Source organism: Flavobacterium rhizosphaerae (assembly GCF_046000445.1).
Taxonomy (GTDB): domain Bacteria; phylum Bacteroidota; class Bacteroidia; order Flavobacteriales; family Flavobacteriaceae; genus Flavobacterium; species Flavobacterium rhizosphaerae.
Genome location: NZ_JBELPZ010000020.1, coordinates 19,375 through 45,691 on the forward strand (window position 1 = coordinate 19,375; position 26,317 = coordinate 45,691).

The window sequence follows — 26,317 nt, forward strand, 5'->3', positions numbered from 1 at the left end:
GGTTTTATTCTGCGTTATCCAAAAAATCTTTAATCTTATCTATATACTTATCAAAAAACGACCGTTTTACTTTTCTCTCGGTCGAGTCCTGCTGCTTATCTTCTTCACGGGCTACTGCTACAGTTTCCAGCTCAGGCTCTGTTGCTGCTACTGGCTGCGCCACCCTATGCTCTGCCGGTTTCTGCATTTCTACAAGCGGAATAGCACTTTTTGTGTTATTGCGCAGGCTGTTCATTACCAGGCCTACAGCCGTAGCGTAAAGCGGGCTTGATATCTCTTCGTCAGAATCTCCTGCCAGATGCTCATTAGGGTATCCTATACGCGTATCCATACCCGTAATATATTCTACAAGTTGCTTAATGTGCTTTAACTCTGCACCTCCACCTGTTAATACAATACCTGCAATAAGTTTTTTGCGGGGATCTTCATGCCCGTAAGCTTTTATTTCTGCAAAAACCTGTTCTATAATTTCTACCACACGGGCATGTATTATTTTACTCAGGTTTTTAAGGGATATCTCTTTAGGCTCACGCCCCCTTAAACCGGGGATGGAAACAATTTCGTTATCCTTATTTTCGCCCGGCCATGCCGAACCAAACTTTACTTTAAGCAATTCGGCCTGCTTCTCTATAATAGAGCAGCCTTCTTTAATGTCTTCTGTTATGATATTGCCTCCAAACGGTATTACTGCCGTATGGCGTATAATGCCGTCTTTAAATATAGCAAGGTCTGTAGTACCGCCGCCAATATCAATAAGGGCTACACCGGCTTCTTTTTCTTCCTGGCTTAATACTGCATCAGCCGATGCCAGCGGCTCAAGAGTAAGGCCCGAAAGGTCTAACCCGCTGCTTTTTATACACCTGCCTACATTGCGTATGGATGATGCCTGGCCCACTACTACATGAAAGCTGCTCTCCAGCCTGCCCCCATACATGCCAATAGGCTCTTTAATTTCATTTTGGCCATCAATTTTAAACTCCTGTGGTAATACATGTATAATTTCTTCACCCGGCAACATGGCCAGTTTGTGCACCTGGTTTATAAGCCTGTCTATATCTTCATCCCCTATAACCTCTTCAGGGTTATTACGGCTAATATAGTCGCTGTGTTGTATGCTGCGTATGTGCTGCCCGGCTATGCCCACCACTACGTCATTTATCTTGTAGCCGGAGTCGGCCTCGGCTTCCTGTACAGCCTGTTGTATAGACTGTATGGTTTGGGTAATATTATTTACAACGCCACGGGCCACACCAAGGCTCCTGGATTTACCCACACCAAGAATTTCCAGTTTACCATACTCATTTTTCCTGCCTATCATCGCCACAATTTTTGTTGTACCGATGTCTAATCCTACTGCAATGCTGTCTTTTTCCATAAATCTATTTTTTGGTGCACACAACCTGTTGGGTGAACTTCAGGTTTATTGTTTTATAATTATCTATCACTGTATCATTTTTAGCATCCTGAAGAAATGCTTTATAATTTTTAAACTTCCTGTCTATATCTACCGGCCTGCCGAAAATAATTTCGTAATCATGATCCCTGCAACGCATTTTTACTCCACCAGCCGGGGTAATGGCAACACCAACAATATTCTTTTTTAAATAAACATCATCAAATATGTAATTAACCAATTGGTGTAATGTTGCCGCATCTACACTTTCTACCGCGCCCGTTACCAGCAAAACCCTTGCAGTTTCGCTTTCCGAGAGTGGCATTTGTGCCCCGTTATGATCAATGTAAAAAGATGTTCCCCCTTTAAAAACGCGTGCCACCGGCTTTCGCTGTACAATAACGGCGATAAGCTTGCCGTCTATTGTAGCGTAAACCTCTGCCTTATCAATCATTGGATTTTCATTAAGGCGTTTTTCCACGTTATTCAAATCTAAATTTTCTTTGCTAATGCCCGTAACCTCACCATAATTTTGTATCAACAACTTATTAACTTTATCCTTGGTGATATAACTCTCCTTATCAGCAAATTCAATACTTACCCCTTTTAATTTACGCGCCTCGTTACGGCCTCCTGAAAAAGAATACAGAAAACCTATAGCTGCTATAATAAGCAGCAGCCGTATGTTATTCCAGTTAAACCTTTTCATTTAATATCTTTTTAATTTCGGGAACCATTTCGCCTATATCCCCTGCCCCAATGGTAATAACCACTTGTGCATCTGTTTGTTTAAGCAAATCCGGCAACTGTTCTTTAGTAACCAGTTTTTTAGCCGGGTTATCCATCATATCCAACAGCCATTGCGATGTTACGCCTTCAATAGGCAACTCCCGGGCGGGATAAATATCCAGCAGCACTATATTTTTAAATTGCGAAAGGCTTTTGGCAAACCCTTCGGCAAAATCCCTGGTGCGGCTGTACAGGTGCGGCTGAAAAACTGCAAGCACTTTTTTATCCGGATACAGCTCATTAACCGCCTGGTATACCGCATCAATTTCTGTAGGGTGATGGGCATAATCATCTATATACACCAGTTTTTCCTTTTTTAACTGGTATGAAAAACGGCGCCTTACCCCTTTAAAGCTTTCAAGCGCACGGGCGATATCCTCTGCGGCTACCCCATAAGTATTTGCCATTGCAAACGCCAGCATGGCATTAGAGAGGTTGTGCCTACCCGGCAGCCCAAAGCGCAAACCTGTAATGGTTTGGGTTGGCGTTACGGCATCAAACACATACCAGCCGTTTTCTATACGCACATTTTGTGCTGAAAACTCACCTTTTTCTACTCCTACGGTTACCCCCTGCAAGGGCAACCCTGCGGCTACAAATAAATTATTTTTATCCTGTACCTTATCAGCAAACTCCACAAATGACGCCTCTATAGAAGCGGTATCGCCATAAATATCCAGGTGGTCGGCATCCATACTGGTTATGCAAGCTATGTTTGGGTGAAGGTGTAAAAAGGAACGGTCAAACTCATCAGCCTCTGCTACTGTTACACTTTTACCTTTACCAATAAGGTTTGAGTTATAGTTTTCTACTACCCCGCCCAAAAAAGCAGTAACATCTACCCCGCTGTGGTGCAATATATGCCCCAGTATACTTGAGGTAGTGGTTTTGCCATGTGTACCTGCAACTGCAAAACTAAAGGTGCCTTTAGTAATGATGCCCAATACTTCTGCCCTCTTTTTTACCGTAAATCCATTTTGCAAAAAGTAATTCCATTGCATATGGTTTTTGGGCACCGCGGGTGTTATTACCACAAGGGTATTTTCTTTATCAAAGAACGCCGGTTCAATTAATTCTGTTTTATCTTCAAAATGTACTGCAATACCTTCTGCCTGTAACTCGCCGGTAAGGTGCGTAGGGGTTTTGTCATAGCCTGCCACATTTTTACCCGCGTTATTAAAATAACGGGCCAGGGCGCTCATGCCTATACCGCCTATGCCAATAAAAAACACGTTATGTATTTTATCTAATTCCATTACCCCTGTTTGCTGTTAAGCAGTTTTTCTATTTCGTCTACTATATCTTTTGTGGCGCCGGGCTTAGCCAGCTTTTTTATATTTTGCCCCAGCTTTTGCTGCTTTTCAGTATTTGTTATAAGATCTGAAAAGACAGGCTGAAACTGTGTATCAAGCTGTACCTCTTTCAGCATTAATGCCCCATCTTTATTTACTATGGCGGCTGCATTTTTTGTTTGATGGTCTTCTGCCACGTTGGGCGAGGGTATAAACAGCACCGGTTTGCCCACTATACAAAGCTCTGAAACCGATGACGCCCCCGAACGGGACACCACCACATCGGCAGCGGCATAAGCAAGGTCCATGCGCTCTACAAAAGAGAGCACTGTAACATCTTCCTTATCACTGTGGTGTTGGTAATCATTAAAATACAGCTTACCACACTGCCATATTATCTGCACATCCTGCGCCACTATCCATGCCAGTTCTTTATCTATAAGCTGGTTTATACGGCGAGCCCCAAGGCTACCTCCTAAAACCAACAATGTCTTCTTTTGCGGGTCCAGCCCAAAACGTTCAATTGCCTCAGTACGTTTAGAGGCTGTATCTACCAAATCCTGACGTACCGGGTTACCGGTTACTACCAGTTTACCTGCCGGGAAAAACGCCTCCATATTATCATAGGCAACACAAATTTTAGCGGCTTTTTTTGCCAGCCATTTATTGGTAATACCTGCATAAGAGTTTTGTTCCTGCAAAAGGGTTGGTATACCAGCTGTGCCTGCAGCCCGCAATAGCGGCCCACTGGCATAACCGCCTGTACCTATGGCAACATCGGGTTTAAATTGTTTTACTATCTTTTTTGCTTTTAGTAAACTTTTAAGCAGCTTTACAGGAAAAAGTGCATTATCTACAGTAAGCCTGCGTTGTAAACCTGCAATCCATAAACCTTCTATCTTATAACCGGCCTGGGGCACCTTTTGCATTTCCATTTTATTTTCTGCCCCCACAAACAGGATTTCGCAATCGGGAAAACGCAATTTCAACTCATTGGCAATAGCTATAGCCGGGTAAATATGCCCCCCGGTACCGCCGCCGCTTAATATGAATTTTGGTTTTTCCATCTTTTAAATTTCCAAATGGCAAAGTAACTATGCCATTACCGTTACTGCTTTATATTATTCTACGTGGTATGTTACGTATTGTCATACTGTACACCGTAACTGCCAACAATTTATTTACCCATTACAGCCCGCATGGGGTTAGCAGCATCTTCAACCGAATATGCCGCGGGTGCCATACCTGCCTCTTCCTTATTTTTTTCTTTTAATATATGTTCATCTATCAATTGCTGAAGCGCTGCTTCACGCTCTTCTTTTTCAGCTATTTCCTGTGCTATTTCTTCTTCTTTTTTGGTAACGCTTAATATGATGCCAATTGAAATGCATATCATCCAGATGGAACTACCCCCGCTACTGATAAGCGGTAATGTTTGCCCGGTTACGGGAAGTAATTCTACCGCAACACCCATATTGATAAGTGCCTGGAAGATGACGGGAAAACCTAAACCGACTATTAAAAGTTTACCAAACAGTGATTTTGCCTTGTGTGCCGTTACCAAAAACCTGAAGAACAGCATAAGGTACAAAAACAACACAGCAAGCCCGCCGGCAAGGCCATATTCTTCTACAATTATGGCAAAAATAAAATCGGATGAACTTTGTGGTAAAAAGTTTTTCTGTATGCTTTTGCCTGGGCCAAGGCCATAAACACCTCCTGATGCTATGGCTATTTTTGCTTTTTCAATCTGGTAGTCATCTTCATTAGGGGTATCGTCAAAAAAACTATCCATACGCGATATCCATGTATCTACACGGTTGGGCATGGCTTTAGGAAATGCTTTGGCAAATAACACAAACATGGTAAGCATAGTTACCCCCATTGCCACAATGTAGAACAGATATTTTATTGGATATTTGCCTACAAACACCAGCATACATACCATAGAGAATATAAGTGCAGCCGTACTAAAGTTGGCAGGCAGTATTAACCCTAAAATGAGGAATACAGGAATCCATAACTCTATAAATGACGACCTGAAAGTTACCGGCTTATCATAAATTTTAGCCAGGTACCGCGCCACATAAACCATAAGCACTATACCGGCCAGTGCCGAGGTTTGAAAAGTAACCCCTATAAATGGCACTTTTATCCAGCGGCTTGCATTGGCTCCCTCTATTACCGTACCCTGAAACATAGTATACAGCAACAGCAGGCCTACCACAGGCATAGCCAACTGAGATAAACCTTTGTAATAATGATAAGGCACTTTGTGTACCAGATAAATAAGCCCGAAACCAATAAATATATGAACGAGATGCTTAACCAGGTAACCTATAGTAGAGCCTTTGCCTACCAGGTATACCAGGTTGGAGCTTGCGCTAAATACAGGCATGAATGAAATAAGGGCCAACAGCATCACGAATGACCATATGCCTTTATCTCCTTTCAGGTTGTTAATTAACTCTTTCACTTTTTATCTATTTTATTCATCATTCCAAGTCTCTTCTCCCCGGAGAGAAGTTGACTTTTTATAAATTCTGTACTGCTTCTTTAAACTGCCTGCCCCTGTCTTCGTAATTTTCAAACAGGTCAAAACTCGCACAGGCCGGCGAAAGCAATACGGTATCGCCTTTCTCTGCTATTTTATTGGCAATTTTTACGGCTTCATCCATGCTTGTGGTTTCTACAAGTACATCTACCACATTGGCAAAAGCTTCTATAATTTTGGCATTGTCTACACCCAGGGCTATAATTCCCTTTACTTTTTCGCGCACCATAGGCATTAATTCATGATAGTCATTGCCTTTGTCTACACCACCCACAATCCACACGGTTGGGGTATTCATGCTATCCAATGCGTAAAATGTTGAGTTTATGTTGGTAGCTTTACTGTCATTTATATACTGAACGTTTTGTATTTTTAATACTTTCTCCAAGCGGTGCTCTACCCCCTGGAAGTTAGAAAGGCTTTCCCTTATGGTTTGCTTTCTTATTTTTTTAAGTTGCGCTACTGCCGTTGCCGCCATCGCGTTTTTTACATTGTGCTTACCCTCTAATGACAGTTCGTTTATTGGCATAGTAAATTCGTGTTTCTTTATTTTACTTATTATTGTGTTATCTTTTACATATATCCCTTTTTTGGTAGCTCCCGAAAGCGAAAAAGGGATTAATTGCGCTTTTACTTTTTCCTTGTTTTTTTCAAGCCAGGCATTTATGGTTTCATCATCAGCATCATATATCAGGTAATCATCTGCCGTCTGGTTAGCCGTTATCCTGAACTTGGCTGCTATATACAGATCAAAATTATACTCATAGCGGTCCAGGTGATCGGGGCTTATGTTGGTTATTACCGCTATGTGTGGGCGGTACTTTTTTATCCCGTCAAGCTGAAAGCTACTTAGCTCTAATACATAACCCTCTGCCTTATTTTCGGCCACCTGCCAGGCAAAACTTTTACCAATATTACCTGCAAGCCCTACGTTTTGCCCCCCTTGCCGTAGCAGATAATGTGTAAGCATGGTAGTGGTGGTTTTACCATTGCTTCCGGTTATACCCACGGTTTCTGCTTGGGTATATTCAAATGCAAATTCTATTTCAGATATTACCTCTACCCCGGCATCAAGCAACTTTTTTACTATGGGCGACTTGTCCGGTATGCCCGGGCTTTTCATTACCATATCGGCATTCAGTATAAGGTCTTCGGTATGCTGGCCTTCTTCAAAGCTTATTTTATTAATTGCAAGAACTTCTTTATAATTGCTTTTTATCTTTCCGGCATCAGACAGAAAAACATCAAAGCCTTTTTTCTTTCCTAAAATGGCAGTACCAACACCGCTTTCTCCCCCACCTAAAATTACCAGCCTCATAATTATCTTAGTTTTAATGATACCAGTGAAAAAATGGCCAGTAATATTCCTATAATCCAAAAACGGGTAACAATTTTACTTTCATGGTACCCTTTTTTCTGGTAATGGTGGTGCAATGGCGCCATTAAAAAAATGCGCCTGCCTTCACCATATTTTCTTTTTGTGAATTTAAAATAAGCCACCTGTACTACTACCGAAAGGTTTTCTGCCAGGAAGATGCCACACAATACCGGTATTAACAGCTCTTTGCGTACTGCAAAAGCCAGTACCGCTATAATACCTCCAATGGTAAGGCTACCTGTATCACCCATAAACACCGATGCCGGATAGGTGTTGTACCATAAAAATCCGATGAGTGCACCTACAAAGGCTGTTATAAACACCGTCATTTCCCCAGAGTTGGGTATATACATTATATTGAGATAATTAGACAACATAATATTACCCGATACAAAGGCAAAAATACCCAGTGCCAACACCACTATTGCCGATGTACCTGCTGCCAGGCCGTCTATACCATCAGTAAGGTTGGCTCCGTTGCTTACGGCTGTGATAATAAATATTACAATAGGTATAAAAATCAGCCAGGCATAATTTTTATAATCATCGCCTATCCACGATAGCAGCTCGGCATAATCAAATTCGTTGTCTTTTAGGAACGGGATAGTGGTAGCCGTTGATTTTTCTTCAAGTGGGAGCGTTTCAGCCGCTGAACTTTCTGAATAAATGTTTACCTTCCCGGTATCTGTACGTACAGTAACGTGTGGATGGAAATACAATATATACCCTACAATAAGCCCGAGGCCTACCTGCCCCACAACCTTAAACCTACCTTTTAAACCTTCTTTATCTTTTTTAAATATTTTAATATAATCATCTATAAAGCCTATGGTACCCATCCATAATGTGGTAACAATAAGTAGCATAACATAAATATTATCCAGCTTAGCCAACAGCAATACCGGTATAAGGGTAGAAAATATTATTATAAGCCCACCCATAGTTGGTGTACCTGCTTTTTGTGTTTGCCCTTCAAGTCCCAGCTCACGCACGGTTTCGCCTATTTGCTGACGGCGTAAAAAGTTGATTACTTTTTTACCAAAAACAGTAGAGATAAGCAATGACAGTATAATGGCCAAACCGGAGCGGAATGTGATATACTGAAATACCCCTGTGCCCGGAACGTTCCAGTGCTTGTGCAGATAATCGAATAAATAATACAGCATATTGCTACTTTTTTAATTGCACTAAAATTTCCTTTACTGTTTCCATATCATCAAAGTCATGCTTAACCCCCTTTATTTCCTGGTAAGTTTCATGGCCTTTACCTGCTATAAGAATTATATCGTTAGGGAAAGCCAGCTGGCAGGCCAGTTTAATGGCTTGTTTCCTGTCAACTACCGCAACGGTTTTTTTATAATTCTGGGGCTCTACCCCCTTTTCCATATCTTCAATTATATCCAGTGGGTCCTCGCTACGCGGGTTATCACTGGTAAAAATGGCCCTGTCACTCATAGTGGAGGCTATATTTGCCATAACCGGCCTTTTGGTTTTATCCCTGTCGCCTCCACAGCCTACTACGGTAATAAGCTGCTCGTTACGGGTGCGTATATCACTTATAGTATCCAACACATTTTGCAGTGCATCGGGCGTATGGGCATAATCTATAATAGCCGTAACTTTAGTTTCAGATATAATAAACTGAAACCTGCCCGATACACTTTCAAGTGCGCTCATTAGCTGCAACACCTCTTTCTCATCAAGCCCAAGGTTTACGGCAGCAGCATATACTGCCACAAGATTATAGGCATTAAAACTACCTATTAGCTTTACCCATACCTCCTGCCCGTTGACTTTAAGCAGTAAACCGGTAAACTGGTTTTCCAGCACCTGTGCTTTGTAATCAGCATAGGTTTTAAGGGCATAGGTCAACTTTTTAGCTGCAGTATTTTGCAGCATTACCAAGCCATTTTTATCATCTACATTTACCAGGGCAAAAGCGTTTTTTGGCAAATCATCAAAGAACTTCTTTTTAACATCGCGGTATTCAGCAAATGTTTTATGGTAATCCAGGTGGTCATGCGACAGGTTGGTAAAAATGCCTCCGGCAAAAACCAGCCCGTCTGTCCTGCGTTGGTGTATACCGTGCGAACTCACCTCCATAAAGCAATAATCTACCCCTTCATCTACCATTTGTTTCAGGTAGCGGTTAATAGTAATAGAGTCTGGCGTGGTATGCGTGGCAGGATATTCTGTATTGCCTACCATAATTTTAACCGTACTCAATAATCCCGCTTTATAACCCGCGTTTTTAAAAAGCTGGTATAATAATGTGGCTATTGTAGTTTTACCATTAGTACCGGTAACGCCTACCAGTTTTAAATTTTGCGACGGGTTGCCATAATAATTTGCTGCCATAAATGCCAGCGCGGCATGGGTGTTTTTTACCTTAATATAAGTAACCCCTTCTTTTATATCGTCCGGCAGTGTTTCGCATACTATTGCAACCGCACCCTGCCCGGCCGTTTGTGCTATATAATCATGCCCATCGCTGTTTGTGCCTTTTATAGCCACAAACACATCGCCCCGGCTGACCTTGCGGGAATCAAATTCCACCTTTTCAACCAAAATATCCGTTGGGCCTTTTACGGCCTCAATGGGGGTTTTATATATAAGGTCCCTTAATATCATTACAATAGCTCTAAGGTTATCGTTTGGTTTTTAGTTACTTTTTGCCCGGGCGCCAGCGATTGTTTTTTTACTTTGCCCATACCCAGCACCTGCACTTTAGCGCCCATATTACCTAATAGCGCCACGGCATCCATACCGCTCATGCCAATAGTATTGGGCATAGCGCTGCCAGCCTTTTGTATGCTGGTATAATAAGAGGCATATAATTTTTCCTGCTGTTGGGTTGTCTGATCCAGCTTTTTAACCTGGTTGGTAGAGGGCGCATCAGTAAATATTTTCTGGGCAATCCGGCGAAATACCGGTCCTGAAACATCTGCCCCGTAGTACCCTTTTCTTACACTGGGTTTGTGTATTACCACAATGCATGAATATTTTGGGTTATCTGCCGGAAAATATCCAACAAAAGAAGATGAATAATACATTTCCCCATCTTTGCCCTTACCATAATTTACCTGTGCCGTACCGGTTTTACCCGCCATGGAAAAATTAGGCGAATACAGTTTATTACCGGTCCCTTTTTTTACCACATCCTCTAAAATAGCTTTTATTTTATCCAGTGTTTTCTGGCTGCACAATTGCGGTACTAAAACCTCTTTATCATATTTTTTAATGGTTTTATCCCACTCTTTTATTTCTTTTACAAATAATGGTTTTACCACCTCGCCGTTATTGGCTACCCCATTATAAAAAGCAAGTGTTTGCAACGGGGTTAAGCTTACGCCATACCCAAAGCCCATCCATGGTAAAGAAAGCTTAGACCATTGTTTGTCTCCCGGGTGTGGCATTTTAGGGTAGCCTTCCCCTTTTATAGATACACCCAGCCTTTTACTAAGCCCAAAATCATCTATATGCTTTAAAAAAGCCTCGGGATCATCTTTATAATTTTCATACACTGCCTGCACCAATACGGTGTTAGAAGACACCTCAAAACCACGTGCCAGGGATATTTTTCCGTAACCACCCCTGTGGGAATCCCTTACATGGCGGCCAAAATAGCTTATATCGCCACCCTGAGTGTCATACACGGCGCTGGTATCCACTTTTTCGTCATCAAGCAACGCCATAAGCCCGGCCAGTTTAAAGGTAGAGCCCGGTTCCTGAGATTCGCCCACCGCATAGTTTACCGTTTCATAATACGTACTGTCACTGGCACGGCCCAGGTTAGATATAGCTTTTACATACCCGGTTTTGGTTTCCATTACCACCACACAGCCGTGGTCTGCCTCATAATATTCAAGTTGTTTTAATAAAGCATGGTGCGCAATATCCTGTATATACACATCTATGGTACTTATTACATCGCAACCGTCTACAGGGTCTATCTCATTAACATCATTAATAGGCTTCCACTGGTTCTTGGCTATTTTCTGCATCATGCGGCGGCCATCTTTACCGTTTAGGTATTCGGCAAAAGCCCCTTCAATACCCACATAAAGCGTTTTACCGCTATGACTTATGCGCTCATACCCTACGGTACGTTCGGCTATTTTGCCTATAGGGTGCTCGCGCACTGTTTTCTGCTCTGTAATAATCCCTCCCTTATAAGCACCTAGCTCAAAAAGCGGAAAACTTTTAATACGAAGCAAATCAGTATAATTAAGTCCGCGTGCTATAAACAAGTACCTGTTTTTATTAACCCGGGCTTTGCGTAGCGCGTTATAATAGTAATCAGACGGTTTACCCAACATTACTGAAAGCGAATCGGCCAGTGGCGACAGATATGCATCAAAATCTTCCGAAGCTGGAGATAGTGCATCAAAACGTATGGTATAGTGCGGTATAGAGGTAGCCAGCAAGCTTCCGTCTGCCGAATACACATTGCCGCGGTTGGCAGGAATGGTAAAATCTTTAACGGTGCGCTGGCGGGCAAGCGTTCGGTAATAATCGCCCTCTACCCACTGTATATTAGTTAGCTTTACACAAACAAGAACAGCCATCATAAATATTATGAAGGCTACAAAGTAGATACGGTAAGAGATTTTTTTATCCTCTACTCCCATAATTTTGCAAGTGTATTTTTTTCTTTCTCTTTAATTACTTTTATCTTTTTTGGCGGAATCTGACTGGGAAAAATATCCCTTTTTTGCATTTTTGCCGCCACAGTACTTTCCATCTTCAGTTTCATAAGCTCAGAGCGCCTGTCTACAAAAGTGGCCCGTAATACTTTTATCTCATTTTCCAGCTCTGATATCCTGAAGAGCTTTTGTTCATAATTGTGCGAATTGGCAATCATTAACATAGCCACCAAGATTAAGAAAATAATGAAACGCCAGTTTTTCATAGACCCCTGGTCTACCAGATATTTAGCTTTTAATAAACTGTATACCCCGCCTTTCATAACTATAATTTTTCTGCTATTCTTAATTTAGCACTGCGCGCCCTGTTATTTTTTGCTATTTCAGCTTCATCCGGCACTATAAGCTTCCCTATATTTTTAAATGGCACTTCAAAATTGCCGTATATATCACGCTCTGGCTCCCCTTCAAACATACCATTGCGTATAAAACGCTTTACCAGCCTGTCTTCAAGCGAATGGTAGCTTATCACACTAAGCCTGCCACCAGAAGGCAAAATTTCTTCAACCTGCATTAAAAACTCCTTTAGCACTTCTATTTCCTGATTTACCTCTATACGTATAGCCTGGTATATCTGCGCCAATATCTTATTGCTTTTATGTGGCGGTAAAAATTTAGCCAGCGCCTCTTTTAGCTCCCCTGTATTTTTTATAGCCTTGTCGCGCCGGGCGTGTACTATGGTATTTGCCATTGCACCTCCGGTTTTAATCTCACCGTACTCCTTAAAAATCTGCCTTAGGTGTTTTTCTTCATAATCATTTATAACCTTATACGCGTCCAGCTCCCCTTTACGACTCATCCGCATATCCAGCCCGGCATCAAAACGGGTACTGAAACCACGCTCTGCCACATCAAACTGATGCGACGAAACACCGAGGTCTGCCAAAATACCGTCTACCTCTTTCACTCCATAAAACCTTAAATAGCGTTTTATAAACCTGAAGTTTTCCGGTATCAGCGTAAAACGGGAATCATCAATAACATTAGCCTGCGCATCTTCATCCTGGTCAAAAGCAAACAATTTACCATCGGGACCAAGCCTGCTTAAAATTTCGCGTGAGTGTCCGCCGCCACCAAAGGTCACATCTACATACACCCCATCAGGCCTTATATTAAGCCCGTCTACACTTTCATTAAGCAATACCGGATTATGATATTCCATCATCATCATTTATATTTCCCATTACTTCTTCAGCCAGAGCAGCAAAATCATCCGCAGATGCATCAATCGATGCCTCATAACGGTCTTTATCCCACACCTCAACAATATTTACCGCCGAAGACAATACCACATTAGCCTCTATACCTGCAAAAAGCACCAGGTCTTTTGGCACCAGCAACCTTCCGGCAGCATCCATTTCTACTATTTTAACCCCTGCCGTAAACCTCCGGATAAAATCATTATTTTTTTTAACAAAGCGGTTCAGCTTATTAATTTTCTCCATCATTTTATTCCACTCAGCCATAGGATACAACTCAAGGCAGGGCTGAAAAACTGAACGCTTCAATACAAAACCATCGCCCAAACCTTCATGCAGCTGCTTCTTCAAAGGAGCAGGAATCATCATCCTACCTTTGTTATCTACCTTGCATTCATATGTTCCTATTATGGTATTCAAGCAGTTATGTTTCAGGTCATTTTATAGCAAATATAAATATTATTTCCCATTATTTACCACTCTCTACCACATTGTTAATAAATTTTGCCTGTTTATACCACTTTGTGATAAAATGACCTGTAAAACAATTTTGAGAAAAATTATTGCTTAAAAAAATTTAAGCATTTCGCAGATATTTTTGAAAAAAAAGTACTATTTCAGCAAAAAGCATGATAATTTTATAAAAACGATCAAAACTATAAAGTTTTGTTAATTTAAAACTGATACACAAACACTTAACTCTCTTGTATGAGGCATACACTTTTAAAAGTAAAGCAGGCCGCGCAAATGACTCAAATTAAAGGGTAACAAAAAAAAATTATATTTTAGAAAGTCCTATATTTGTGCTGATTTGAAATGTTTAGTATCACACATGCAAAGCACACATAAAGAAGGCAAATACACTTATTACGAGGCAGGCGAAGGCACCCCGATTATCATACTTCACGGATTGATGGGCGGGCTGAGTAATTTTGACGGTGTAGCCAGCTATTTTCCGAAACAGGGCTATAAAGTAGTAATACCAGAGTTGCCTATATACACACAAAGCATATTAAAAACCAATGTAAAAGCCTTTGCCCGCTGGGTAAAAGACTTTATAACCTATAAGGGGTTTGACAGGGTAATACTACTTGGCAACTCGCTGGGTGGCCACATAGCTTTGTACCACACTAAAATGTACCCCGAAAAAATGCTTGGGCTTATAATAACCGGAAGTAGCGGGCTTTATGAAAGCGCCATGGGCGACAGCTACCCGCGCCGGGGCGACAGGGCGTATATTAAAAAGAAAGCAGAAGAAGTTTTTTATGATCCCGCCATAGCTACCGAAGAGATTATTGATGAAGTATATGCGGTTGCCAATGACAGGATTAAACTGGTAAAAACCCTTACCATAGCCAAAAGTGCCATAAGGCACAATATGGCAAAAGACCTGCCTAAAATGCATGTGCCTACCTGCATAATATGGGGTAAAAACGATACAGTAACACCTCCGGATGTGGCTGAAGAATTTAATAAACTACTACCTAACTCGTCTTTACACTGGATTGACAAATGTGGCCATGCCGCCATGATGGAACATCCGGACGAGTTTAATGAAATAATGCATGCCTGGCTCAAAAAAACCATTGAGCAGGAAACCGTATAATATAATTAAGGCTGTTTAAAACCGGCTTCCACAATTTACCACCGGATGAAAATAACCAGCGCCGAATTTGTTATAAGCAACAGCGATGTAAAAAAATGCCCGAAAGAGCCACTGCCTGAGTATGCTTTTATAGGGCGTAGCAATGTAGGCAAATCATCACTTATCAATATGCTTACAGGCCGCAACAGCCTGGCAAAAACATCTGGCAGGCCCGGCAAAACACAGCTGATTAACCATTTTAAAATAAACGGCAACTGGTTTTTGGTAGACCTTCCCGGTTATGGATATGCGCGTGTTTCTAAAACTGCTAAAAAAACATTCCAAAAATTTATCACCCAGTATTTTGAGCAGCGAGAACAATTGGTGTGCGGTTTTGTATTGGTGGATATTCGCCATGAGGCGCAAAAAATAGACCTGGAGTTTATTAATTACCTGGGCGAAAAGCAGGTGCCTTTTTGTATTATTTTTACAAAAGCTGATAAAATTGGACCTAAAGTGCAACTGGCACATGTTGAGGCTTACACTAAAAAAATGCTGGAAGCCGGATGGGAAGAAATGCCCCGGTATTTTGTAACCTCATCTTCTAAAGGGTTAGGTAAAGATGAAGTACTGGAGTTTATAGATAATGTAAACAAGGATTTTTTCAGCAACACCCCTATATAATTTTTTTATCCATAAAATAATTGGTAAAAACCTGCCCGTTATACGGAACCTGCTGCGGGCTAATTATAGTATACCCCTTTTGTAAAAAAAATGTTTTTGCTGTTATAGAAACAGCTACCGTTATACGTTTATAGCTATTTTGCAGTGCATGCGCTTCTATAGCGGCTACAAGTTTACCTGCAATGCCTTTGCCCTGGTAATTTTTATGCACAAACAGGTGGTCAAAATATCCGGTATCATCTATATCGGCAAAGCCGCACAATACCCCGTTAATTTTAGCTACAAGGGTATAATGTGCCAGTAGCTTCTGCCCCCAGCGCTCTGCATCAATAGTTGCAGGCGCCCATGCGTTTAGTTGCTCCGGGGTATAATCCTTTGCATTTATTGCATGCACAGTATCCCTGAAAAGCTGTACTAAATCGGGCAGATCATCTGCATTATACCTTCGTATAAGAACATCCACTTTGCTTCTTAATCTTTTTTAAGTTCCAGCTTTTCGGCAAAATAATCGCAAAAATCGCGCATGGTTTCTGCCATTTTTGGGTCGTCTGTGGCACGCTCATAGGTATGCGACATAGAAACCAGCGTTTGGTGAAAGAAAACTTTCATTTCATCCACAGGCATATCTTTAGTCCATAAGTCTATACGCATACTCTCCTGGGCTTTGTTGTCCCATACAGAAAGCATCACGGCCTTGCTGTCTTCATTTACCACACCGCCATCACGAGCGGTCCAGCTAAGTTTTTCCGGCACGCGGTTTTCATCAAGTTCTACAACAATTTTTATTTCAGATTTTAAAGGATTTTTGGCCATTATTTTTTGGGCTTGTATTTAGAGTTTTCAAAAATAGTCCTGGCATCTGTTGCCATTAGCTCCTGCAAAGGTACGTTTTTATTGTTTTGGGCATACGCCCTTACAATTTGCCACCCCAGCCACTGCCCCAACCTGCCCGGCGACTCATTATCAAGTTCAAGGTAAAATTTGCTAAAAGGTGCTGGATTAATAAACCTGCCGGGGAGTTTACTATCATTATCAAATAAAAGCTTGCGGTCTACAAAATAGCGCCATATTTCTTCTTCATTAACTTCGGCCCATGCTTCCTGCTCTTTAGTGTAACCTATTTTGTCATTATCACCCACATCCGGTATAAGCAGGTCTTTAAGGTAAAGCTGCTTACCGTAAAACACCATTAACGAAAGTAAAGTGCGATCGGCAGGCGGGGCTATTTTACCTGAAGAAAAAGCAGTAACAATATCCGGTACTATTTGAGACGGCTCATGCTCCTGTAGGTGGTATTTATCCATACTGCTAACATAAAGCTCATTATCTTTTCCCAGGTAAAGGCTAAGGGGAATAAGAATTAAGCCGTCTTCATATACACATTTCATATCCAGGTTATCATATACCAATGTGATTACGCGGGGCCTGGGCGTTTCCGGGTAATAAAATTTTATATGCCTGTAAAGTGAGGTAATATTTTGCTGAAGCGTATCCAGGTCGGGATATTTCTTTTGCACTTCTGTGTATAATTTACGTTCAAACTCATTATTTTGTTTTTCAACCCACTCTGCATCGGGTACATTAGCCGGAAATAAAAAAGGGAATTTCTTTTTAAGTCCGGGCAGATTTTCGGGTTTTGTTTCAAAAAAAAGTTTATCAAAACGTTCTATAGCAATCTCCTCTACAGGAATTTCGGCTATTTTCTCTTCTGTTTCATTTTCTTTTTTACATGAAAATACTATAAGTACTGCAAACAAAATGATGATGTTTTTTTTCATTTTATATTTTATTGCTGATTTCTTTCTTTACTATTTTTTAAATTTATGGCAAATATACATACAACGTTAATAAACAACAATTATGCTAACCCATACAAAATTTGATTCTGAAGCTATTGCCAACCATATAACCAACTGGCTGCACGACTATGCCACTAACGCAAAAGTAAAAGGATTTGTTGTAGGGATATCAGGCGGAATTGATTCTGCCCTTACCTCTACGCTGTGCGCCCGCACCGGGCTGCCTACCCTTTGCCTGGAAATGCCCATTCACCAGGCCGATAGCCACGTGAGCCGCGCGAAAGAGCATGTAAAAAATTTACAGGCCAGGTTTAGCAATGTTTCATCGGAAGAAGTAGATCTTACCAGTACTTTTGCCCACTTTAAAGAGCAGGTACCCCAAGCCGGCACACAGCATTTAACCGACCTTACCCTGGCCAATACACGCTCGCGCCTGAGGATGGTTACCCTGTATTATTTTGCCGGCATACATAATGCGCTTGTTGCGGGAACCGGCAATAAAGTAGAAGACTTTGGCGTAGGGTTTTATACTAAATATGGTGATGGCGGGGTTGATGTAAGCCCTATAGCTGACCTTACCAAAACAGAGGTGCGTATTTTAGCACGCCACCTTAATGTGCCTGACAGTATATTGGTTGCAAAACCTACCGATGGGCTTTTTGGCGATGACCGCAGTGATGAAGACCAGATTGGCGCTACATATGAAGAACTTGAATGGGCAATGCAACAAAATGATTCTGGCAAAGTTGCGGCAGATTTTACCGGACGTGAAAAAGAGGTTTTTGAAATTTATAAACGTTTAAACACTATCAACCAACATAAAATGCAACCGATACCAGTTTGTAAAATTCCCTTAAATTTGACATAAAATTCTTTCATTCACAATACTTTAAGATATTAATTGCTAACTTTACTTATAAGTGAAACCCTAAAAAATCACAATTATGATAAAGTTATGCCTGGCGGATAATCATCCTGTAGTGCATTATGGAATGAAATCGTATTTTAGCGATAATCTTCAAATTAGTTTTGTGGGGGTGGTAAATAATCTGGACAGCCTGTTAGATGTTTTAGGCAAAAAAACGGTAGATGTTGCTGTTATAGACCTTGAACTTGAAGGATTAACCAGTATTAGTTCTGTAAAATCCCTCGTTAAGGATTTTCCTGAAACGAAAGTTATTATATTTACCAACCTTGCTGAACAGATTTATGCCCCAAATGCGCTAAAAGCCGGTGTTTCTGCCTATATACACAAAAGTTCTAAAATGGAAGAGCTGGAGCACGCTATAAAAAAAGTAAATAGTGGTGAAGTAGTGTTTAGTGAAACCGTAAGAAAAAATCTTGCCCTTTTAAATAAAGGTAAAAAATCTGAACGGTTGTACAGAAAACTTTCGAGCCGCGAAATTGAAGTACTGCGTTACCTTAGCGAAGGCAAAAAAAACAAGGAAATTGCCAAACTTTTAGAGCTTAATGAAAAAACAATAAGTACATATAAGCTAAGGCTGCTTACCAAATTACATGTTACCAACCTTGTAGATTTGGTTAATAAAGCAAAAACCCTCGAAATTGTATAACTAACCACACCATACTACCAAAAAGAAAACTTTACTTTTATAATATAACGGGCTGTCTTTAAAAGACAGCCTTTGTTATTTTTGTATGGCAAGCAATTAAAAATCATGTTATATGTTTCAAACTTCAGATAAATATAACTATTATGTTTACATCATTACAAATAAAACAAGAACTGTTTTATACATTGGATTTACCAAAAATTTAAAGGAACGCTTAAATTATCATCAAAATCCTGAAGCGAATTCTAAAGCCTTTACGGCCAGGTATAAATATTATTATTTACTTTATTGGGAACATTATTCAGATGTTCAGGCGGCTATTAACCGGGAAACACAATTAAAAAAATGGAGTAGGGAAAAGAAAGAAAACTTAATTAGGCAGAATAATCCTGAATTCAGATTTTTTAACGATGAAATTTAGAGATTCCTCCACTACGGTCGGAATGGAACTAAAGCCAAATATAAAAACTTCCATTTCGAGCGAAACGAAGTGAAGCCGAGAAATCTAAAACTAAATACATACAAATTCTTCCACGACGGTCAAAAAGGAAGCCCAGTTAGAGAACACTATACTAATAAAACCTGCTACGGATTCGGTTTATTTTTCTGGAAAGGTAATTTACCAGTATATTATAATCATTAACTGCCATGAGTATTTCCATGTTATCGGCATCGGGGCTTACACCGCTTTTTAAATTTTCTATAAGCCTGCCTAAAAGTAGCCAGCGCAAATCAATTATATGTTCATTAGTATAAGTGGCTACAGAAAGGTTTTTATCCTTTACAGGAATTTGCTTTTTCTCTTCCCACTCATGCAGGTGGTATTTTTCATCCTGCATAAAAATATCGGCCACTACCCCCTGCAAATCCGGACTCAGCGTATTTAGAAAAGATTCGGCATTAAGGGTGCCGTTATGGGCAATATAATGATTTATAATTACTGTATAAAGTTGCTTAAATAATGGGTTGGTAAATTCTATTTCGTCTTCCTGAAGGTTTAGGTAAATACGCTCATATACTTTATAATCTTTGCGCTCGGTATACTCATATTCTTTACCAAACTCATCATATTTTATGTATACATCTTCAAACTCCTGCTCAGCGCCGCCATAAAGCAATAAAATTTCGATTATTTTACGCTCCAGCCCTTCCAATATGTTTATGCGTACCTGAGCAACAGTATCTTCGCCTGTAACCGGCTTGAGGGTTTGCTCTTTACGTTCCTGTTTATATTTTTTATCTGCTTCGGTAATATCTTTTTGTACCAGCTGTGCCAGTGTGCTTACCAGCACCTGCTCACTAATATCCATAATACGGGCGGTTTCCTGTATGTATACCTCGCGTTGTATCCTGTCTGGTATTTTAGAAATACTGCTTACCATATCCCGTATGAGCCCTGCTTTTTTAACCGGGTCGTTTTTGGCTTCATCCATAAGGAGTGATGCCTTAAAGCGGATAAAATCCATGGCATTTTCATCCAGGTATTTTACCAGTTCTTCATACGGTGTTTTTTTTGCAAAACTGTCCGGGTCATCCCCTTCAGGAAAAGTGCAGACCTTTACATTCATACCTTCTTCAAGAATGAGGTCAATACCACGGATAGATGCCCGTAACCCTGCCGCATCACCATCAAAAAGCACTGTGATGTTTTTGGTAAGCCGGTTAATAAGCCTTATCTGGTCCGGAGTTAAGGCAGTACCGCTGCTGGCCACTACGTTTTCTATACCGGCCTGGTGCAGTTGTATCACATCGGTATAACCCTCTACCAGGTAGCAATTATCTTTTTTGGCTATTTCCTGTTTGGCATGGTAAATACCATACAGCACCTTACTTTTGTGGTAAATATCACTTTCGGGTGAATTTAGGTATTTTGCTGCTTTTTTATCGTTGCCCAGAATACGCCCGCCAAAGCCAAGCACACGCCCGCTCATACTTTGTATGGGGAACATCACCCTGCCACGGAATCTATCGGCCATGCGGCCATCTTCCCTAACAATGGTAAGCCCTGTTTTTTCTAAAAATTCAACGTTATAACCCTTACCTGCTGCCTCTTTGCTGAATGCATCCCACTCTGCAGGAGAATAGCCCAAACCGAATTTTTTTATAGTATCTGCCGTAAAGCCCCGCTCTTTAAAATAGCTGTAGCCTATAGCGCGGCCCTCATCAGTATTATGCAGTATATTGTAAAAGTATTTTTGGGCAAACTCTGATACCAGGTACATACTTTCACGTTCATTTGCCTGCTCTTTCTGTTCGTCACTCTGCTCGGTTTCCTCTATTTCAATACTGTATTTGTTGGCTAAATAGCGTATGGCTTCGGGGTATGAAAAATGTTCGTGCTCCATTAAAAAAGCCACTACATTACCGCCCTTGCCACTACTGAAATCTTTCCATATCTGTTTTACAGGAGATACCATAAATGAGGGCGACTTTTCATTGCTGAAAGGACTTAATCCTTTCATATTACTACCTGAGCGTTTCAGGTTTACAAAATCGCCAATCACCTCCTCTACACGGGCGGTTTCAAAAACGGTATCTATGGTATTTTTTGAGATCAAATCCTTTTAATAAGCCGGAATAACAGAGCGGCAAAGTTACAAAGTTTACTGCCTTAATGATAAAAGAATTACAATAACAGCAAAACTATCAGTCTTTCAGGTCGCAAGGCTCATTTTCCAGCTCTACCTCAACCGTATAATGCGTAAACGGATATTCTTTAAGTATGGTTTTAACATCCTGCTTTACCTGCAACACCTCGGCAAAGGTAGTAATGCCCTGTGTGCGTACATGCGTGGTATATACATGGTGCTCACCCTCTAAAGACCAGATATGGGTATGGTGTATGTTTACCACATAAGGTAATTTTAAAATTTTGTGTTTTATCTCGTCAGTATCTATATCTCCCGGTACAGACTGCATCATGATGACTACCGTCTCTTTTAACCTGCCAAAAACATTGTATAATATAAATAGTGTAATACAAAGCGAAAGTGCAGGGTCCAGCCATGGGGCATCGGTAAAAAGCATTACAATACTTACCACCAGTACAGCAGTCCAGCCCAGTACATCTTCTATAAGGTGCCAGCTTACCACACGCTCATTTAATGATTTCCCCCCGCTTAGTTTATACGCGGCATATCCGTTAACAGCAATACCCAATAGTGCAAAATAGAGCATTCCCTGGGCATCCGCTGGCTCTGGCGCCATAAGGCGGTTAACTGCTTCATACACCACAAAGCAGGATCCCGCAATTAAAACGATACTATTTATAAGCGCCCCTAAAAGGGAGAACCGGCTATAGCCGAAGGTAAATTTATTATCGGCTTTTTGTTTTGATTTATTGTGCAGGTACCATGATATACCCAAAGAAAGGCTGTCGCCCAGATCATGCAGGGCATCTGAAAGTATGGAAACACTGTTTACATAAAAACCGCCCACAATTTCCAACAAGGTAAAAACAAGATTCAGGAAAAAAGCTACTTTAAGGTTTTTTCCAGAATAATTATGGTCATGACTATGGCCGTGTGCGTGATTGTGTGGCATGGGCGATTGCGTTTTGCCCCCTAAATTACAAAGGATTATTTTTTAACTTCTAAATAATTTATTAAAACAAAAAAGACGCCTTCAGATGGATATCTGAAGACGTCTTAAAAGTACAAAACTAACCTTTAACGTATTAATTAAAATCAAAACGTATGCCAAGAGACAAATTATTCTGATCTATTTGATTATTACTAAATACAGGCTGCAAATCGTATTTTGCATATAAGCTAAAGGAACTATAACCAACATAGGCGCTTACACCATATACAAAATCATTTACGTGATAATTGCCTTTGGTTTTCTCTTTTACTTTATTGCCATTATCATTATCAAAAACCAGCTTTTGCTTTTCTTTTACATTTATACCTGCGTAACCGCCAATACCTATGCGTACACTTTTTTGCACCGGGTAGTATGTTTTATCCCCGTTTACTTTTTTAGCCCCAAAGTCAAACTCAAGGTGGGCCGGTATAACAAGGTTTACATAACGCAGCTTACTTGTTTTAAACGTCCTCCCTTTTGGGTCATCTATTAAAACGGTTTGTTTTCCATCTACTGCAAATATCCTGTTATTGGTAGGGCGCAGGTTATTGTACTGTAATGATAGCCCGTATTTAAAATGCAGCAGGTTGTTATCTTTAAATATGCGGGTATTAAGTGCTACACCCCACTCATAAAAATCAGAGCTGTTTTTAAAATTCTCATCATCAATCTCCCCATCGGTCATCAGCCTGTTTAAACCCAGTGCAAATACAAATTGAGAGGTGGTGCGGTTGTAATCTTTTTCTACCTTAACCGAATCATTTTCGGTATGGTTAACTTTTATACCTAATATAGTAGTTGTATTACTCTTACTCTCCACTTTGCCATCTACTTTATCCTGTACCAGTTCATCTAGTTTTTGCTGCTCAACAGCTACACGGGTCTCTATATTTGCAGCCCTTTTCTCGGCATATTCCTGTTTGCGCTCATCAGCTTCATCCTTGGTAATTTCATTATTCTCTAATAACTGGTTTACCGCCTCTACTTCCGCTTTAAGCGAATCCTTTTCCTGTTTGGTTATCTGCTGTATGTTTCTGGCAATAGCAGCGGCTTTTTCTTCAAAGGTTTCCTGGGCAAAAAGCCCTGTAGTAAAAAGGCATAGCAATCCTACTACATAAAAATTGATCGTTTTCATGTTTTTGATGATTTAAAATGTAATTCTGATTTTATTTGTGATTTCTGTTAGCTACAGATGTTTTTACAGCATTAAAGTTTTTTACCACTGTTTGCAGGGCTTTGCTCCTAAAGCTTTCGTCAAGCTCACCTTCTACAGAAGTAAGCAAAGAGTTTGAATTTATAGCCACACGGGTTTTGTTGCCTGAAATTTTACTATTTCCAGTAGTAAGCACTTGCTCAAGAGCGATATCAGTTTCTACCGAAGCCAGTAATGAAGAGGCATTTACTTCTATTTTATTTTTGTTTACCTCTTGTTGTGCTACTGCCTTTGTAAAAGGAGTTTCATCAATTACTGTCGGTGTTACAACTAACGGCTGTAATTGTTCTTTTTGCTGTGTTGCTGTATTTAAGCCTTTATTTTGTTTAGAAACTCTTACCTGTGCTACTGCTGTGTTTTTGTGTATTTGAGTTTCAGGGGTTATGTCTTCAACAATATCATGTGTACTTTCGCTACTAAACACTTCAGGTTTACCCTCTAACGGTTCCGGTTGCTGTTCCTGATGTATAACTACATTGGTATTATTATCTATAACATTTTGCTGCCCCTCTTGCTGGTTTAAAAATATACCGCCGCCTACTAACAATGCTATAAAACAAGCCGCCATATATAACCATGCCCTGTTGGGTGTTTTCTTTTTTTCGGTTACCGAAAGCATGGCATCAAGCCTGTCCCACGCGGCAGGCCCGGGCTGTATGGTGCGCTGCTCCAGTTTTTGCTTAATTTGCTTTTCCAGCTTATTCTGTTCCATTTTCATAATTTTTTAATTTGATAACCTGTTCCTGCAGCATTTTCCTGGCATGTGAGAGTTGCGATTTTGATGTACCCTCACTTATACCGAGCATTTGGGCTATTTCCTGATGTTTGTAACCTTCTATAATATACAGGTTAAATACCATTTTATATCCTTCGGGCAGGCCGTCAATCAACGATTGTATGTCTTCTACCGAAAAGTGGCTTTCTATATTATTAAAGGTATCTTCTACATAAAATTTATCTTCTAAAAAATCTACCTTTTTCTGCACCCTGATAAACGATATGCATTCATTTACCATAATCCTGCGTATCCACCCCTGGAAACTGCCTTTATGCTCAAAATTTTTAAGGTTGGTAAATACCTTCATAAAAGCAGTTATCATTACATCTTCGGCCTGTTGCTGGTCTTTTATATACTGCCTGCAAATACCCAGCATTTTAGGAGCATGCGTATTATAGATTTTATGCTGCGCGTGCCGGTTGTTGGCCGCTGCCTGCTCTATAATGTCGCGCTCTTCCTGATGTAATTTTATTACTTTCACAGCGTATTGTTGTTGGTTATTGCTTACCGGTTTTTTTATTATCAACCGGTTTCTATTAGCATAGACGCGCCAGTTTAAAAAAAGGTTGCATGAAGATTAAAAAAAATCATTGATTAAAATATTTTATTTTTTTTCAGTGTATATTCTTTTGGCATCCCTTCTTTTAGTACAGTAATTTTTAGTTCTTCGCTATTGTGCAGTAAATTAAAAAAATAATCCTGGCAATCACATGTGTTATGGCACTCTATTGGCTTTCCATTTATTGCCACAACCTCATCGCCTGTGTTAAGCCCCATTTTTTCGGATTCAGAATTTTCAATTATTGTTTCTATAATGAATTTGTTATCATCATAGCTAAGGGTAATATCAAAATCTGTATACCCTTTATCCAGGCTGGCATCTACATAGGGTGTAAGGTAAATAGAACTGCCTTTATAATCTATAGTTACTATAAAATCTTTTATAAGTTTATTGCCCAATAAAGAGAAAACAATCTGGTCACTCACCGCAAATGCCTTGTTAGTGTAACTTGCAGTACCTAAATTTACAGTATCAGCCTTATATATCTTAAACGTATCCTTTTTTCGGCCGCTTATACCTTCTGAATAAGAGCCTTCTATTGTTACATAATGCAGGTTTTTATACCTTTTAAATCCTTTTTTATTAAGTAAGAGTGACCCAAAATACCCTAAATCAAACACCACCCTCTCCTTTTTACCATTAATTTTAATATCGACAAACGGAATTGAATTCTTAATTTCTAAAGGCAGTCTTACGGCCTTTGACAGGTTAGGCATGCCAACAACACCATCTGCTATACTAATAGTACCTTTTTTATAATTAATCTGCCAGGCCGCATTTTGCATTATTTTGTACCCTATAATACCGCCATTTCCAACGGTGCACTCCGTTAAACCGGAATCAATATAATCCATTGCATCGGCGTCATAATCACGAAATGTAAGCTTGCCTATTTTAAGGCTGTCTATCTTAACAACTTTTACTTTTTGACGAAGGTTATTAGCCCCCGCAATAGTTCTTTGAGATACAACACTAAGGTTGTTTTCCCGTGCTATCTCATCACTTATAACAAGCCCTGCACCGGTATCTAAAATAAAATCATATAATGTTCCTCCAATATCTGCCTTAATTATTATTGCGTTTTGTTTATATTCAAAAGGTATTTCATAATAAAAACCGGTTGCGGCCCAATCTGTTTCCGTTTTAAAAGCTGTGTAAGAGTCCGGCTGCGCACTGGCGCCCCAACAGGTAAGTAAGTAAAGAAGTAATAAGTTATATATTTTCAT

Annotated in this window: 26 protein-coding genes; 5 read left to right on the forward strand and 21 right to left on the reverse strand. The window is 40.2% G+C overall.

Annotated features, from left to right (window positions below; translation table 11 throughout):
- Positions 1-4: 4 nt before the first annotated feature.
- From ftsA to mraZ, 12 genes are all read right to left on the reverse strand, one after another.
- Positions 5-1,375 (reverse strand): cell division protein FtsA, encoded by a 1,371-nt coding sequence (gene ftsA / locus ABS766_RS14690; RefSeq protein ID WP_408085951.1) that lies wholly within the window; start codon positions 1,373-1,375, stop codon positions 5-7.
- Positions 1,376-1,379: 4 nt separating this feature from the next.
- A complete protein-coding gene (locus tag ABS766_RS14695) occupies positions 1,380-2,102 on the reverse strand; it encodes a cell division protein FtsQ/DivIB (RefSeq protein ID WP_408085952.1) in 723 nt (240 codons plus the stop codon).
- Positions 2,089-3,438 carry a UDP-N-acetylmuramate--L-alanine ligase gene (gene murC / locus ABS766_RS14700; RefSeq protein WP_408085953.1) on the reverse strand — a complete coding sequence of 450 codons (1,350 nt, stop codon included), beginning with the start codon at positions 3,436-3,438 and terminating at the stop codon, positions 2,089-2,091. The genes ABS766_RS14695 and murC overlap by 14 nt, the downstream gene beginning before the upstream one ends.
- Positions 3,438-4,541 (reverse strand): undecaprenyldiphospho-muramoylpentapeptide beta-N-acetylglucosaminyltransferase, encoded by a 1,104-nt coding sequence (gene murG / locus ABS766_RS14705; protein ID WP_408085954.1) that lies wholly within the window; start codon positions 4,539-4,541, stop codon positions 3,438-3,440. The genes murC and murG overlap by 1 nt, the downstream gene beginning before the upstream one ends.
- Before the next feature lie 110 nt (positions 4,542-4,651).
- Positions 4,652-5,950, reverse strand: a complete 1,299-nt coding sequence (locus ABS766_RS14710; protein WP_408085955.1) for an FtsW/RodA/SpoVE family cell cycle protein — start codon at positions 5,948-5,950, stop codon at positions 4,652-4,654.
- A gap of 58 nt (positions 5,951-6,008) precedes the next feature.
- The gene (murD, locus tag ABS766_RS14715) at positions 6,009-7,346 is read right to left on the reverse strand and encodes a UDP-N-acetylmuramoyl-L-alanine--D-glutamate ligase (RefSeq protein WP_408085956.1); all 1,338 of its coding nucleotides are present in this window, start codon (positions 7,344-7,346) and stop codon (positions 6,009-6,011) included.
- A 2-nt stretch (positions 7,347-7,348) separates the two neighbouring features.
- A complete protein-coding gene (gene mraY / locus ABS766_RS14720) occupies positions 7,349-8,572 on the reverse strand; it encodes a phospho-N-acetylmuramoyl-pentapeptide-transferase (RefSeq protein WP_408085957.1) in 1,224 nt (407 codons plus the stop codon).
- Positions 8,573-8,576: 4 nt separating this feature from the next.
- The gene (locus ABS766_RS14725; protein WP_408085958.1) at positions 8,577-10,037 is read right to left on the reverse strand and encodes a UDP-N-acetylmuramoyl-L-alanyl-D-glutamate--2,6-diaminopimelate ligase; all 1,461 of its coding nucleotides are present in this window, start codon (positions 10,035-10,037) and stop codon (positions 8,577-8,579) included.
- Positions 10,037-12,037, reverse strand: a complete 2,001-nt coding sequence (locus ABS766_RS14730; RefSeq protein WP_408085959.1) for a penicillin-binding protein — start codon at positions 12,035-12,037, stop codon at positions 10,037-10,039. The genes ABS766_RS14725 and ABS766_RS14730 overlap by 1 nt, the downstream gene beginning before the upstream one ends.
- Positions 12,028-12,375: an FtsL-like putative cell division protein gene (locus ABS766_RS14735; RefSeq protein WP_408085960.1), complete on the reverse strand. Its 348-nt coding sequence runs from the start codon at positions 12,373-12,375 to the stop codon at positions 12,028-12,030. The genes ABS766_RS14730 and ABS766_RS14735 overlap by 10 nt, the downstream gene beginning before the upstream one ends.
- A gap of 2 nt (positions 12,376-12,377) precedes the next feature.
- Entirely contained in the window at positions 12,378-13,274 is an 897-nt protein-coding gene (gene rsmH, locus ABS766_RS14740; RefSeq protein WP_408085997.1) for a 16S rRNA (cytosine(1402)-N(4))-methyltransferase RsmH, read from the reverse strand.
- Positions 13,261-13,731, reverse strand: coding sequence for a division/cell wall cluster transcriptional repressor MraZ (gene mraZ, locus ABS766_RS14745; RefSeq protein WP_408085961.1), 471 nt, complete (start codon positions 13,729-13,731; stop codon positions 13,261-13,263). The genes rsmH and mraZ overlap by 14 nt, the downstream gene beginning before the upstream one ends.
- Before the next feature lie 412 nt (positions 13,732-14,143).
- Here mraZ and ABS766_RS14750 point away from each other — a divergent pair, with 412 nt between their 5' ends.
- Both ABS766_RS14750 and yihA read left to right on the forward strand, forming a co-directional pair.
- Positions 14,144-14,917, forward strand: a complete 774-nt coding sequence (locus tag ABS766_RS14750; RefSeq protein ID WP_408085962.1) for an alpha/beta fold hydrolase — start codon at positions 14,144-14,146, stop codon at positions 14,915-14,917.
- A 45-nt stretch (positions 14,918-14,962) separates the two neighbouring features.
- A complete protein-coding gene (gene yihA, locus ABS766_RS14755) occupies positions 14,963-15,580 on the forward strand; it encodes a ribosome biogenesis GTP-binding protein YihA/YsxC (protein ID WP_408085963.1) in 618 nt (205 codons plus the stop codon).
- Here the strand turns inward: yihA and ABS766_RS14760 are convergent.
- The 3 genes from ABS766_RS14760 to gldB are packed head-to-tail and all read right to left on the reverse strand — an operon-like array spanning position 15,573 to position 17,358.
- Positions 15,573-16,043 (reverse strand): GNAT family N-acetyltransferase, encoded by a 471-nt coding sequence (locus ABS766_RS14760; protein WP_408085964.1) that lies wholly within the window; start codon positions 16,041-16,043, stop codon positions 15,573-15,575. The genes yihA and ABS766_RS14760 overlap by 8 nt on opposite strands.
- Positions 16,044-16,051: 8 nt before the next feature.
- Positions 16,052-16,393, reverse strand: coding sequence for a gliding motility protein GldC (gene gldC / locus ABS766_RS14765; RefSeq protein WP_408085965.1), 342 nt, complete (start codon positions 16,391-16,393; stop codon positions 16,052-16,054).
- Complete coding sequence (gene gldB, locus ABS766_RS14770) at positions 16,393-17,358, reverse strand: gliding motility lipoprotein GldB (RefSeq protein WP_408085966.1); 966 nt, start codon at positions 17,356-17,358, stop codon at positions 16,393-16,395. Before gldB ends, gldC begins: the two co-directional genes overlap by 1 nt.
- 82 nt (positions 17,359-17,440) lie before the next feature.
- On the opposite strand from gldB, the gene nadE reads away from it, so the two are divergent.
- The 3 genes from nadE (at position 17,441) to ABS766_RS14785 (ending at position 19,374) form a co-directional block, all read left to right on the forward strand.
- A complete protein-coding gene (nadE, locus tag ABS766_RS14775) occupies positions 17,441-18,247 on the forward strand; it encodes an NAD(+) synthase (protein WP_408085967.1) in 807 nt (268 codons plus the stop codon).
- A gap of 76 nt (positions 18,248-18,323) precedes the next feature.
- A complete protein-coding gene (locus ABS766_RS14780) occupies positions 18,324-18,953 on the forward strand; it encodes a LuxR C-terminal-related transcriptional regulator (RefSeq protein ID WP_408085968.1) in 630 nt (209 codons plus the stop codon).
- Between the two features lie 112 nt (positions 18,954-19,065).
- Positions 19,066-19,374, forward strand: a complete 309-nt coding sequence (locus ABS766_RS14785) for a GIY-YIG nuclease family protein (protein ID WP_408085969.1) — start codon at positions 19,066-19,068, stop codon at positions 19,372-19,374.
- Positions 19,375-19,525: 151 nt separating this feature from the next.
- Here the strand turns inward: ABS766_RS14785 and dnaG are convergent, their stop codons facing one another.
- The 6 genes from dnaG to ABS766_RS14815 all read right to left on the reverse strand — a co-directional run bounded on the left by dnaG (position 19,526) and on the right by ABS766_RS14815 (position 26,317).
- Positions 19,526-21,511, reverse strand: a complete 1,986-nt coding sequence (dnaG, locus tag ABS766_RS14790) for a DNA primase (RefSeq protein WP_408085970.1) — start codon at positions 21,509-21,511, stop codon at positions 19,526-19,528.
- A gap of 88 nt (positions 21,512-21,599) precedes the next feature.
- Entirely contained in the window at positions 21,600-22,496 is an 897-nt protein-coding gene (locus ABS766_RS14795; RefSeq protein WP_408085971.1) for a cation diffusion facilitator family transporter, read from the reverse strand.
- A gap of 133 nt (positions 22,497-22,629) precedes the next feature.
- Positions 22,630-23,673: a hypothetical protein gene (locus ABS766_RS14800; protein ID WP_408085972.1), complete on the reverse strand. Its 1,044-nt coding sequence runs from the start codon at positions 23,671-23,673 to the stop codon at positions 22,630-22,632.
- A gap of 31 nt (positions 23,674-23,704) precedes the next feature.
- Entirely contained in the window at positions 23,705-24,463 is a 759-nt protein-coding gene (locus ABS766_RS14805; RefSeq protein WP_408085973.1) for a hypothetical protein, read from the reverse strand.
- On the reverse strand, positions 24,450-25,010 hold the full coding sequence (locus tag ABS766_RS14810; protein WP_408085974.1) for an RNA polymerase sigma factor: 561 nt from the start codon (positions 25,008-25,010) through the stop codon (positions 24,450-24,452). The genes ABS766_RS14805 and ABS766_RS14810 overlap by 14 nt, the downstream gene beginning before the upstream one ends.
- A 113-nt stretch (positions 25,011-25,123) precedes the next feature.
- Positions 25,124-26,317, reverse strand: a complete 1,194-nt coding sequence (locus ABS766_RS14815) for an aspartyl protease family protein (RefSeq protein WP_408085975.1) — start codon at positions 26,315-26,317, stop codon at positions 25,124-25,126.

Bases quoted from the DNA above. Each gene is read 5' to 3' on its own strand.
- ftsA (WP_408085951.1), bottom strand. From the start codon at position 1,375: ATGGAAAAAGACAGCATTGCAGTAGGATTAGACATCGGTACAACAAAA.
- ABS766_RS14695 (WP_408085952.1), bottom strand. From the start codon at position 2,102: ATGAAAAGGTTTAACTGGAATAACATACGGCTGCTGCTTATTATAGCA.
- murC (WP_408085953.1), bottom strand. From the start codon at position 3,438: ATGGAATTAGATAAAATACATAACGTGTTTTTTATTGGCATAGGCGGT.
- murG (WP_408085954.1), bottom strand. From the start codon at position 4,541: ATGGAAAAACCAAAATTCATATTAAGCGGCGGCGGTACCGGGGGGCAT.
- murD (WP_408085956.1), bottom strand. From the start codon at position 7,346: ATGAGGCTGGTAATTTTAGGTGGGGGAGAAAGCGGTGTTGGTACTGCC.
- mraY (WP_408085957.1), bottom strand. From the start codon at position 8,572: ATGCTGTATTATTTATTCGATTATCTGCACAAGCACTGGAACGTTCCG.
- ABS766_RS14725 (WP_408085958.1), bottom strand. From the start codon at position 10,037: ATGATATTAAGGGACCTTATATATAAAACCCCCATTGAGGCCGTAAAA.
- ABS766_RS14730 (WP_408085959.1), bottom strand. From the start codon at position 12,037: ATGGGAGTAGAGGATAAAAAAATCTCTTACCGTATCTACTTTGTAGCC.
- ABS766_RS14735 (WP_408085960.1), bottom strand. From the start codon at position 12,375: ATGAAAGGCGGGGTATACAGTTTATTAAAAGCTAAATATCTGGTAGAC.
- rsmH (WP_408085997.1), bottom strand. From the start codon at position 13,274: ATGGAATATCATAATCCGGTATTGCTTAATGAAAGTGTAGACGGGCTT.
- ABS766_RS14750 (WP_408085962.1), top strand. From the start codon at position 14,144: ATGCAAAGCACACATAAAGAAGGCAAATACACTTATTACGAGGCAGGC.
- yihA (WP_408085963.1), top strand. From the start codon at position 14,963: ATGAAAATAACCAGCGCCGAATTTGTTATAAGCAACAGCGATGTAAAA.
- gldC (WP_408085965.1), bottom strand. From the start codon at position 16,393: ATGGCCAAAAATCCTTTAAAATCTGAAATAAAAATTGTTGTAGAACTT.
- gldB (WP_408085966.1), bottom strand. From the start codon at position 17,358: ATGAAAAAAAACATCATCATTTTGTTTGCAGTACTTATAGTATTTTCA.
- nadE (WP_408085967.1), top strand. From the start codon at position 17,441: ATGCTAACCCATACAAAATTTGATTCTGAAGCTATTGCCAACCATATA.
- ABS766_RS14780 (WP_408085968.1), top strand. From the start codon at position 18,324: ATGATAAAGTTATGCCTGGCGGATAATCATCCTGTAGTGCATTATGGA.
- ABS766_RS14785 (WP_408085969.1), top strand. From the start codon at position 19,066: ATGTTTCAAACTTCAGATAAATATAACTATTATGTTTACATCATTACA.
- ABS766_RS14795 (WP_408085971.1), bottom strand. From the start codon at position 22,496: ATGCCACACAATCACGCACACGGCCATAGTCATGACCATAATTATTCT.
- ABS766_RS14800 (WP_408085972.1), bottom strand. From the start codon at position 23,673: ATGAAAACGATCAATTTTTATGTAGTAGGATTGCTATGCCTTTTTACT.
- ABS766_RS14805 (WP_408085973.1), bottom strand. From the start codon at position 24,463: ATGGAACAGAATAAGCTGGAAAAGCAAATTAAGCAAAAACTGGAGCAG.
- ABS766_RS14815 (WP_408085975.1), bottom strand. From the start codon at position 26,317: ATGAAAATATATAACTTATTACTTCTTTACTTACTTACCTGTTGGGGC.